This window comes from Actinomadura sp. WAC 06369 (genome assembly GCF_003947565.1).
GTDB classification, from domain to species: Bacteria; Actinomycetota; Actinomycetes; order Streptosporangiales; family Streptosporangiaceae; genus Spirillospora; species Spirillospora rifamycini.
Window position 1 is genome coordinate 1 of sequence record NZ_QHJN01000410.1, and the last position, 674, is coordinate 674.

1 pseudogene is annotated in these 674 nt (G+C 78.2%); it reads left to right on the forward strand.

Annotated elements, in window-relative coordinates:
- Window positions 1–473: 473 nt before the first annotated feature.
- Window positions 474–674, forward strand: a pseudogene (locus DMH08_RS42255) (hypothetical protein); the annotation flags it as partial.

Below are 674 nucleotides of genomic sequence, written 5' to 3' on the forward strand. Positions count from 1 at the left end.
CCCCAGACGCGAGCGGCCCCGACCCGGGCGCCCCCGACCTGGGCGGCCCCGGCCCGGCCGCCCCAGACGCGAACGGCCCGGACACGAGCGGTACGAACCCGAGCGGCCCGAGCGTCACCGGTCCGAGCGTCACCGGTCCGAGCGTCACCGGTCCGAGCGTCACCGGTCCGAGCGTCACCGGTCCGGCCGCCATCGCTCCGGGCGGCCGTGACGCGAGCGGCGCCCGTCCGAGCGGCCCTGACACGAGCGGCGCCGACCCCAGTGCGGTCGGTTCGAGTGTGATCGGCCCGGGTGGCCCGGACTTGAGCGGTACCGGTTCGAGCAACACAGGTCCGACCGCGACCGGTCTGACCGGCCCTGACCTGAGCGGCCCTGACACGAGCGGCGCCGGTCCGAGTGCGGCCGGTCCGAGCGGCCCGAGCCCGAGCGGCCTCGGTCCCGGCGGCACGGACCCGAGCGGCTTTGCGCCGAGTATGAGCCCTCCGAGCGGTGCCGACCCCAGCGGCATGGACCCGGGCGGCACCGCCCCGGGCGGCGCGCGCGTGAGCGGGGCCGGATCGAGTGGCGCCAGGCCGCGAGGGACCGACTCGGACGGGACGGGCTCCAGCCTCGCGGACCCCGGTCGCACGGACCCCGACCCCACCCTCGTCGACCTCGCCCTCCGCGAGCAGGCC